8 protein-coding genes and 2 pseudogenes are annotated in these 10,292 nt (G+C 64.0%); 3 read left to right on the top strand and 7 right to left on the bottom strand.

The features are described from left to right. The 6 genes from EN994_RS06330 to EN994_RS06355 all read right to left on the bottom strand — a co-directional run. Positions 1-253: FAD-binding oxidoreductase (locus tag EN994_RS06330; RefSeq protein ID WP_245465991.1), on the bottom strand; the 253-nt coding region annotated here is incomplete at its 3' end. Then, positions 250-861, bottom strand: coding sequence for a molybdopterin-dependent oxidoreductase (locus EN994_RS06335; RefSeq protein WP_127307442.1), 612 nt, complete (start codon positions 859-861; stop codon positions 250-252). The genes EN994_RS06330 and EN994_RS06335, both read right to left, overlap by 4 nt. Positions 862-1,009: 148 nt before the next feature. Then, positions 1,010-2,530, bottom strand: coding sequence for a DegQ family serine endoprotease (locus tag EN994_RS06340; RefSeq protein WP_063169804.1), 1,521 nt, complete (start codon positions 2,528-2,530; stop codon positions 1,010-1,012). A 245-nt stretch (positions 2,531-2,775) separates the two neighbouring features. After that, a complete protein-coding gene (locus tag EN994_RS06345; protein WP_063170437.1) occupies positions 2,776-3,495 on the bottom strand; it encodes an MBL fold metallo-hydrolase in 720 nt (239 codons plus the stop codon). A gap of 53 nt (positions 3,496-3,548) precedes the next feature. Continuing rightward, positions 3,549-4,715, bottom strand: coding sequence for a diphosphate--fructose-6-phosphate 1-phosphotransferase (locus EN994_RS06350; RefSeq protein WP_013528281.1), 1,167 nt, complete (start codon positions 4,713-4,715; stop codon positions 3,549-3,551). Between the two features lie 100 nt (positions 4,716-4,815). Further along, positions 4,816-5,583, bottom strand: coding sequence for a L,D-transpeptidase (locus tag EN994_RS06355; protein ID WP_024501964.1), 768 nt, complete (start codon positions 5,581-5,583; stop codon positions 4,816-4,818). A gap of 238 nt (positions 5,584-5,821) precedes the next feature. Between EN994_RS06355 and EN994_RS36695 the strand changes: the two genes are divergently transcribed. Both EN994_RS36695 and EN994_RS06365 read left to right on the top strand, forming a co-directional pair. After that, positions 5,822-5,944 (top strand): hypothetical protein, encoded by a 123-nt coding sequence (locus tag EN994_RS36695; protein WP_013528283.1) that lies wholly within the window; start codon positions 5,822-5,824, stop codon positions 5,942-5,944. 96 nt (positions 5,945-6,040) lie between these two features. Next, positions 6,041-6,664: a LysE family translocator gene (locus EN994_RS06365; RefSeq protein WP_023761181.1), complete on the top strand. Its 624-nt coding sequence runs from the start codon at positions 6,041-6,043 to the stop codon at positions 6,662-6,664. 19 nt (positions 6,665-6,683) lie between these two features. On the opposite strand, the pseudogene EN994_RS06370 reads toward EN994_RS06365, so the two are convergent. Continuing rightward, positions 6,684-9,474, bottom strand: a pseudogene (locus EN994_RS06370) (autotransporter outer membrane beta-barrel domain-containing protein). A 224-nt stretch (positions 9,475-9,698) separates the two neighbouring features. Here EN994_RS06370 and EN994_RS06375 point away from each other — a divergent pair. Continuing rightward, positions 9,699-10,292 (top strand): annotated as a pseudogene (locus tag EN994_RS06375) (tetratricopeptide repeat protein); the annotation flags it as partial.

Genomic DNA, 10,292 nt, shown 5'->3' on the forward strand with positions numbered 1-10,292 from the left:
CCTCGCCATCGTCGAGTTTTTCGATCGCCAGTTCGATTGCGCCATTCGTTTCGGGCGCGGAGGCGATGGAATAGGAGCGGCGCGCCTGATAGCCGTCCGGCGCCGTCAGCCTGACGTCGACATGCTGCCCGGCGCGATAGGCGAAGGGCCGAGACGGCTGAAAAAAGAAGCTGGTGACACGCGGCGTGCGCTTTTCGATGCGGACGATGCCGGCTGTTTGCCAGGGCGACTGCACTGCCGCCGTATCGCTCATGGATCGTTCGTGTAGCGTTGCTCGCGCCATGGGTCGCCATAGATATGGTAGCCGCGCAATTCCCAGAAACCGGGCTCGTCGCGCGAGGTGAATTGCAGGCCGTTCAGCCATTTGGCCGACTTCCAGAAATAGAGATGCGGCACCAGCAGCCTTGCCGGGCCGCCATGATCCGGCGTGATCGGCTTGCCTTCGTAGAGCAGCGCGACCATGGCCTTGCCGGCGGTGAGATCCTTGACCGGCACATTGGTGGTGTAACCGTCGAACGCGTGCGCCAGCGTGAAGCCGGTCGGCGGCTCCACACCCGCGTCGGCAAGGATATCGTCGACCAGCACGCCCTGCCACGGCGTGTCGAACTTGGTCCATGCGGTCACGCAATGGATATCGCGCTTCATCTTGGTCAGCGGCAGCGCGTTGAACTCGGCCCAGTTCCATTTCTTGATCGGCCGTGGCCCATGTTTCAGCGTGAAAAACCAATCCTCGGTGCGCACGCGCGGCGTCGGACCGGCCGACAGCACCGGAAAACCCTGTTCCAGATATTGGCCGGGCGGGATGCGGGCATCGTCATCGGTTGGCGGGCGCCGTCCTGAAGAGAAACCTCGGGTGACCATCGCGGCAATCTCCTGCATCGGGCCGACATCAGCCTGATGCAATGTTCTCGAAGATGTCGTGGCGGGCAACCAAAATCTTGACGGCCGGAGGCCGGAGGGGATCGTCGCCGACGAACCCTGCCGGTCCCGTTCACGTCAAGGCCATTACTCAGCCATTGGCAAAAGGCACCGCGATGTAGATCTGAGCGTCGCCACGCTCGACCAGCAACAGCACCGACTTGCGGCCAGACTTGCCGGCTTGCGCGATTGCCTGGGTTACCTGCCTGGCGTTCTTAACCGGCACCTGATTGACGGCAACGATGATGTCGCCGGCCTGTATTCCGGAAGCGGCGGCGGCTTTGTCGGGATTGACGCTGGCAACCACCGCGCCGTGCTGCTTGCCGGCTAGGTTCATCTGCTGGCGAATGTCGGGCGTTATATCCATCAAGCCGAGCCCTATCGCCGGAGCGCGCCCGGCGCTGGGCGTGTCGGACCCGTCATCCAGCGACGCGGTCTTCGCATCGGCGCTGTTCTGGCCGACATCGACGGAAATCCGCATCGGCTTGCCTTTGCGCCAGACGTCGACCGTTTCCATGGCGCCCGGCGCGACATCGGCGACCGCCCGCGACAGGTCCTTGGGGTCCTTCACGTCCTGCCCGGCAAAGCTGGTGATGACGTCGCCCGTCTCGATGCCGGCCTTGGCCGCCGGCGAGCCGTCATTGACCTCTGAAACCAGCGCGCCGCCGGGATGGTCGAGCCCGATGGCGCTCGCGACATCCGGTGTCACCTCCTGGATCTGAACGCCGAGATAGCCGTACTGGATGGAGCCGCCCTTCATCAGCTTGGCCACCACCTTCTGGGCCTGGTCCGACGGAATGGCAAAGCCGACGCCGACGCTGCCGCCATTGGGCGAATAGATCGCCGTGTTGATGCCGACGACATTGCCCGCGACATCCACCAGCGGGCCGCCGGAATTGCCGTGGTTGATCGGCGCGTCGATCTGGATGAAATCGTCGAACGGCCCGCTATGCAGGTCACGGCCGCGCGCCGAGACGATACCTGCCGTGACGGTGGTGCCGATGCCGAACGGGTTGCCGAAGGCCAGCACCTGGTCGCCTGGCATAAGCTTGTCGGAATCGCCCCATTTGACGGTCGGCAGGGGTTTGTCCGACTTGATCTTCAGCACGGCGAGATCGTTCTTGGCATCGCGGCCGATGAGCTTGGCCGGAAGTTCGGTGCCGTCGTCGAGCGTCACCTTGATCGAAGAGGCCCCATCGATGACGTGATTGTTGGTGACGATGGTGCCGTCGGAGGCGACGATGAAGCCGGAACCCAGCGCCTCGGCGCGCTGCGGTTGCTGTTGCGGCGGCGTCTTGGGCGTCGGCATGCCCTGGTCACCGAAGAACTGGCGGAAATAGTCGTCGAAAGGCGAGCCGCCGTCGAAAGGAGAGGCATCGCTCATCGTTTCAGGCTGTGCCTTCATGACCGTGGTGACCGTCACCACCGCCGGCTTGTCGGCGGCAACGATGGGTGCGAACGAGCCATTGGGCGCAGTGATGCCGGCAACAGGTGTCTGGGTCGTCGGAACGGTGTTGCCCGCGCTTTGGGCGAAAGACATGACGAAGGGGGATATGATCAGCGCAGCGCCCAGCAAGGCCGCGACGCGATGCCTACGAAGGATATCTGACATGGTCGTTTGTCCGGGCGAGAGTTGATCCAGCGCCGTGGCCTCCCATGCGGGAAATCGGTCATCGGCGTGTCGAGGTTGCAATTGCCCGTCTCGCCTACATGGCAGCCAACCGGATCGACGGCCTTGCATCTAGGGCGCGGATTGGCCCGATTTAGGGTTTTCGGGCGACCTTACGAAGATTTAATATCCGCACGGCGGCAGGGTCACAAAGTCGTCGGGTCGCGCCTTGCTGCCTCGCTGGAGCCTCAGCCACCGGCGATTCGTCCGAGATAGGCCGTAGCAATCTCGCGCATGCGCTTGCCGTCGAAGCTCGGTCCGTGTCCTCCATGACCGATACGGATCGGCAGGTCGAGCAGGCGCCGCATCGTACTGATATAGGCGGCCCGGTCGGAATCCGGCAGGTCGTCTATCAGCATGGCGTCGTAGATGGCATCGCCGCTGAAGAACAGTCCGTCGGCCTCGTCGAACAGCGCGATCGAATCCGGTGAATGGCCCGGCAAATGCAGCACGCGAAATTGCCGGTCGCCAAGATCGACGACATCGCCCTCGTCCAGGGTTCGCGTCAACGGCGCGGGCGGGATCCTGTAGTCGGCCGACTTCCATCCGGACGCCGGCAGTTTCGAGACGGCACCCTCGAGGTCGTGGAACATGTAGGCGTAAGTCGCGGCCTCATCCATGGTCTCGAACCGAGCCGCGCTCATTCTTGGCCCGGCCCGCAACGGGAATTCATGCAGCGAGCCGACGTGGTCGAGATGGATGTGGGTGGCAACGACCAGCAACGGCTTGCCCTGCGGCGTCTCGATCTGCGGCGCCAGCGGACAGATGCCCATACCGGTGTCGACGAGCAGGTCGGCATCGCGACCGCGCAGATGCCAGATATTGGCCCGAACATAGGCATGCACGAAGGGCTCGGTCAGCATCGTCGTCTTGCCGTCGACCACGCTCCTGCTGAACCAGCTCGGCATCAAGTGTGAGTCCGGCATACGAAGTGAGCCGGGCATCAGGTGTGAGCCCGGCATCAGACGAAGGGCTTCCCGACCTTGTACTTTTCCGGCACCAGCCGCTTGAGATAGGCCATGCCGGCATCCGACAGCTGATTGACGTCGGGCTTCATGAAATCGTCAGGCATGTGGCGGGTCTTGCCGGCGACGTTCTTGAGCGGCACTTTCTTCAGCACCGTTCTGGTGCCGTCATATTGCAGCGCCACCGAGCCGCCGCCCTGTTCGGCGACGGTGACCGCGAAAGCGCCGGCATCGAAAGCCTCCTGCGCGTCGACCGCGCTGATGGCGCCGATATAGCCGCGCGGCATGTAGCCGAGCGCGTCGACGCGGGCACGCTTGCCGGGCAGGCCTTCCGCCAACGCGCGCTCGAGTGCGGCCGGCAGGTCGCTGCCCGACAGCTTGACGTTGCCATGCGCGTCGCGCTCAAGCTTGTCCGGCGGCACCAGGCTTTCGACCAATGCCTTGCCGTCGGCGGTGCTGACGCCTTCCGAAACGGCGACGATGCAGCGCTTGTGGCGATCGAGCGTGGCACGCACGTCGTCGATGAAGCCAGCGGCCGAGAACGGCCGCTCGGGCACGTAGACGAGATGAGGGCCGCTGTCGGGGTCGAGCTGCCAGGCAGCGGCAGCCGCGGTCAGGAAGCCCGCATGCCGGCCCATGACGATGCCGACATAGATGCCGGGCAGCGCGCGAAAATCGAGATCGACGGACAGGAAGGCGCCGGCGACGAACTCGGCCGCCGAAATAAAGCCCGGCGTGTGGTCGTTTTCCTCGAGATCATTGTCGATGGTTTTTGGCGCATGAACAAAGGCAATTGAGCCGCCGGCGGCGTCGGTCAGGATCTGCTGGGTACCCGACGTGTCGTTGCCGCCGATATAGATGAAGGCGTCGGCGCCGGCCTTCTTCAGGCCGTTGAGGATGACATCGCAATAGGCGGCGTCGGGCTTGTCGCGCGTCGAGCCGAGGGCGGCGCTCGGCGTGCCGGCAATCAGCCGCAGGCGGTCTTCCGGAATGGCGGAAAGGTCGACATAATTGCCGTCACGGATGCCGCGCACGCCATGGATCGAGCCCAGCACCTTGGCACCGGGATGCCGCTTGCGGATCTCCAGCGTCGCCCCGACAACCGTCTGGTTGATGACGGCGGTTGGGCCGCCGCCCTGCGCGATGACAAACGTTCCAGCCATGCTTGATTTCTCCCGGCGCGATGGTTTTCAAGGCACCTTGGCCTGTCTTGTCGCATCGCGCAACGGGAGTTTCGAGCGGCGCCAACACGCCGCATAAGCGTCAGACGACGACGACCGGATTTTTCTTGGAGACGCGGCTGTAGAGGTCGATGATGTCCTGGTTGATCAGGCGCACGCAGCCCGACGACATCGCTTGCCCGATGCTCCACCATTCGGGCGAACCGTGGATGCGATAGCCGGTGTCCTTGCCGTCCTGGTAGATGTAGAGGGCACGCGCGCCGAGCGGATTGGTGAGGCCGCCGGGCTGTCCGGCCTGCCATTTCACCAGTTCAGGCTTGCGGGCGATCATCTCCGGCGGCGGCGTCCAGGTCGGCCATTCCCTGCCGTACTGGATGTTGGCGCGGCCGGACCAGCGGAAACCGTCCTTGCCGATGCCGACGCCATAACGGATGGCATCGCCGCCCGGCTGGACCAAATAGAGCATGCGCTCCTTGAGATGGACGACGATGGTGCCGGGCGCCTCGCCTGTCGTGTCGACGACGATCTGGCGGCGGAATTCCGGCTTGACCTTCAGATATGGCACTTCCGGAACGTTGAAGCCGCCGTCGGTCAGCCCGGCATACATGACCCCGGGACTGGTGACGTTCTTGTCGACGCTGATGCTTGGCCGGATCGGCCGCACGGAACCCGTGGTGACGTCGTCGAGCTCGAGCGCCGGCAGGCCGCCGCCCGAGGTCGAGCAACCGGCGGCGCTCAGCAGCGCAAGCGCCCCTGCCCCGGACAGGATGGCGCGGCGGGAAAGATGATGATCGGTTTCGATTGCGTCGCCATTTCGCGGCGGCGTCAGACCTTGCGGCAACTCACGCATATACCCAGACCCTACGCTGTCGGCGGGAAGCACGGTCCGGCCGGATAGCAGGCATTTTCCTCATTCATGGTTGATAAAGCGTGAAGACCTTGCACAGCCTGCATTTGCGCATGGCCTTGGCGATGTTCGACCTTCTTGCCTGAACTTGAACGAAGGCTGCTGCACAAAAAGACCTCGGTCGAGTCATATTCCCGGCGCCGGCGTCTCCTACTCCTCGAACCATCAGCGAGGGGCCTCCATGTGCAAGACCTTAAAAACCGACATCAAGCTTTTTGCCGCTGCCATTGTCGCGGCGGCAACCGTTCTCGGTGCCAATGTCAGCCTGGCCGATATAGTGAGCACGCTGAGCGGCGCGAACTGACACCGATCTGCCGCTGGCGCAGTTAGGGAAATCGCCTCTTTACATTCTCCCGGGCCTAAGGATTTATCCTCTTCTTTAAGCTCAAAGGAGACGAGCATGTCCTTCGAAAACTGGGCCGCCTTCGCTGCCGCATCGACGATCCTTCTCATCATTCCAGGTCCGACCATCCTGCTGGTCGTGTCCTATGCGCTGGGCCAGGGCTGGCGTACCGCTCTGCCGATGGCCGTCGGCGTGGCGTTGGGGGATTTCACTGCGATGACGTTGTCGATGCTGGGTATCGGCGCGCTGCTGGCGGCCTCGGCGACCGTCTTCACCATCCTGAAGCTGATCGGCGCCGGTTATCTGATCTATCTTGGCGTGAAACTGTTTCGCGCCGGCGGCGCGTTGAAGGCCGAACCGCGCACCGACGCGGTCTCCTCGGCCAAGATGATGGCGCACGCCTGGCTGGTCACCGCGCTCAACCCGAAAAGCATCACGTTCTTCGTTGCCTTCCTGCCGCAGTTCCTCGACCGGCACGCCGATTTCTGGACGCAGATGCTGATCTTCGAGACGACCTTCCTGGCGCTCGCCTTCGCCAATGCCTTCGGCTATGCGCTGATCGCGGCACGCGCACGCAACGTGGTGCGCAATCCCAAGGCGATCCGCATCTTCAACCGCACCGGCGGTACGCTGCTGGTCGGCGCCGGCATCGCCACGGTGGCGATGCGTTCCAGCAATTAAGCTGTCTTTTTGACCGGCCTTACCATTTGACGCTGAAGCCCAGATTGCCTTCGAGGATCCGACGCTTGTCGCCACCGAGATTGGTGGTGTAGTCGCCGGTGGCGAAGATGCTGACCTTGTCCGTCACCTTGGCAATCACGCCGCCGCCGAACTCGAACGAGGTCGATCTGCCCTCGGTCGAGATGTCGGTGGTGTCGAAATTGACATGGCTGGTGCCGCCGAAATCGTGCCAGATGTTGGCCTTGAGATACGGCTGCAGCGCCATGCCATTGATCGCTGTTTCGCCTTGCAGCCGTGCGCCGAGCCGGCCGGTCACGCTGCCGTCCGTATCGAAGGAAACCGAAGCAAAGCGGTCCGACGCATCGTCGAGCGACAATTGCTGCCAGACCAGTTGCGCCTGCGGTTCAAGCGTCCAGCCTTGCGCCAGCGCGATGGGATAGCCGCCTTCCAGCGAAGCGGTGACGCCGGTCCCGCCGACGTCGATGCCAATGTCGCGCGACGATGTTGCGTTGCCGCCGAAGAAGGTGGCCATGAGGACGCCGTCCAGGTACCAGCCACCCTGACCGATCCGGGTCCAGTAGCCGCCGATACTGGTGCCGTTGATATCCATGCTGCCGACGGACAGATTGTCCCTGCCCAGCGCCTGGCCGCGCACGTCGCCATTCATGCTGGCATAGGCGACGAACAGGCCGGCGCGATCGGTCTGGCCCGACGCGGTTTCGCGGCCGAACAGATCGAAGCCCGCCTGGAGGCCGAACAGGGTGCCGTCAAAGGACGGCGATACCGTTCCTGAATAGGCCATCTTGCTGTCCTGACCGAAGATGCGGCCCCAGACCGGCGACAGCTCGGTGTTCGACAACAGGCTCTGCTCGCCGCGCCGTTCGTGGAATGTGCCGAGCGTCGTCATCGCCAGATGTTCGGCGACCGGCGGCAAGGCCGAATAGACCGGAACCTCGATGCGATAGAGCAGGATTTCCTCGCCCGCCGCCGGTGTCGGCAGGTCGGGCACCTCAGTTGGCACCACCGGCGGTGGCGGGGGCGGATCCGCCACTGGTGCCGGTGGTGGTGCCGGTGGTGTCGCGGGCGGCGGATCGGTCGGCACGACCGGCGGCGCCGGATCAACCGGATCGGGATCGCCGGGGGTGGATTCCGGCGGAGGCGGCGGCGCAGGGTCGATGGGCGGCGGCGGCGGCGGTTCGGCCGCCGGCGGCTCAGGTGCCGGCGGCGGAGCAGGCTCCAGCGCCGGCGGGGCTGCGGCCGGCGGGGCCGGCGTGTTCAGCGTCGAGCGCAGGTACCAGTTCTCCTCGCTGCCGGCGCTGACGCCGCCCTTGAACAGATAATATTCAAAGGCCCCGGCGGCGACCGGGGCGTCGAGCGCGAATGTCGTGGCGCCCGAGGTGGCGCCGTTGATTGCCTGGATGACCATGATGCCGTCCTGCGTGGTCGCAGCCCCCGCGCCGCCGAGATTGACCACGGAGATGCCGGTCGAACCGGAAGCCGTTCCGCTCGACAGGACCAACTTGTCGGATGCGGAGGAATCGTCACCGAGCTCGGTCTGGATAAGCAGCAGGCCACCCAGGCCGACATAATTGCCCGAAATCGTCAGGCTGTCGGTGGCGCCGGTGCTGCCATTGGTCAGGTCGATGCGCCCGGCATTGGTGACCTGCGCCAGCTGGCCTGCCGTAAACGCCTGGATCGCCGCATTGAAGCCGCCGCCGTAGAGCGTGCTTGCGGCATCGACACTGAGCGAACCCGTGCCGGTGCCGCTGTCGCCGAGCACCAGATTGCTGTCCATCGTCAGCTGGGTGTCATTGGTGGCGTCGATGCTTTCCCAGTTCTGGAGCCGGCTGACGCCATCCAGTTTGACGTTGTCCAGGGTCAGCGCATCGGTGCCGGCACCACCTGATATGGCATCCGTGGCACCGAGATTGGCGTTGGTGAGGTTGCTGAGCCTGGCGGTGTCGTTATCGCCGCCGAGATCGACGGAACCATAGATGATGCCGCCACCGTTCCAGACGAAATTGTCGGCGCCAAAGCTCATCAGTATATCGCCACCGACCGTGCCGCCGGTGACCGTGACGCTGTCATTGCCGCCGCTGACGCTGATGTTGCCGCCGATGGTGCCGCCCGACAGGATGATCGTGTCCTTGTCGAAGCCAGTGACGAGGTTGCGGTCGATGGTGCCGCCTGACATGTTGAAATAGTTCTGATCGAGCTTCATGTTGACCCGGCCGATGCGGCCACCGGTCATCACGGCGTGGTCGCCATCGTCGAAGAAATCGACGATGCGTCCGCCGGTCATGGTGAAGGTGTCGAGGCCGTCGCCCTGGTTGAGCGAGCCGATCTGGCCGCCGCTCATGTTGAAGTCGTCGATGCCGGCGCCCTGCTGGACATTGCCGGTGACGGTGCCCGCGCCAATTTTGAAGAAATCCGTGCCGCCACCCTGATCGACGGTGCCGGTTATGGTGCCTGACTGCATGTCGATGCCGGTCCGTGCCGACGCCAAAGGTCACATTGCCTGATATCTGCCCGGTGCCGCCGGCGGGAAAATTCAGCGTGTTGTCGCCGTCGAGATCGGTGAGGCTGCCGGCTGAGTCGCCGCTGTCACAGGTGTAGACGGTGTTTCCGGCGGATGGAGCCAGCACGCATGCGGCAAACGCGGCGGAGTTGGGCAGCAACGCAAAAGCTGTAGTTGAGAGGATGCTAATAAGCCACGGATGTAACGGATGCGGCTTTCGCCGTTGCGAAGCAATTGTCACCTGCGCATCCGCCGAACGACTGTTCGGAAGCGAGTTCTTCACATGCCGCATCGCGTCCCCTCTCGATTCGCGATTTCCAGCCCCCGCCAGCCGCCGCAATGAAGACACAATTCATTCAATTTTACAAAGCCTAATCTGCCCCGCATGGTTGCTAAACTGCAAAGACTACTGAAAGGTCTGGCGTAGCGCACGGTTGGCGTGTCCGTGGCCTATGCTTTAGGATCGCTTTGGGCCGAAGGATCAAGGGCCTGTCACGGGTCGATAAAGGACATCGCATGGCAATCAGGGACGCATTCGGCCTGGCACTTTCGGGCGCGACGGAGGCGGGATTCACGCCTTACAGCCAGGCAGTGCGTGAACTGCAGTGCTTCATCGGCGATCCCGTAGCTTCCGTCGACCGCGCCATCGCGGAAGATCCCGGCTTCGTCATGGCCCATGTCTTCAAGGGATATCTGTTCGGCCTCGCCACCGAGCGGGAGGCGACGGCCGTGGCCAAGGCTTGCCACGAGGCCGCACTGCCGCTTGCCGCGACCACGCGCGAGCGGGCGCATGTCTCGGCCCTTGGCCATCTCGCCAGCGGGCGCTGGCATGAGGCCAGCCGCGTTCTCGAGGACATCACCATCGAGACCCCGCGCGACGGGCTGGCGCTGCAGGTCGGCCACCAGATCGATTTCTTCACCGGCAATGCCCGCATGCTGCGCGACCGCATCGCTCGTGCCCTGCCTTCGTGGCAAAGCGGCATGCCCGGCTACCACGCCATGCTCGGCATGCAGGCTTTCGGGCTGGAGGAAATGGGTGACTATGTCAGGGCCGAGCAGCTTGGCCGCGAGGCAGTCGACATCGAGCCGCGCGACGGCTGGGCGCAGCAC

This window comes from Mesorhizobium sp. M7A.F.Ca.CA.002.09.1.1, assembly GCF_003998555.1.
GTDB lineage: Bacteria > Pseudomonadota > Alphaproteobacteria > Rhizobiales > Rhizobiaceae > Mesorhizobium > Mesorhizobium ciceri.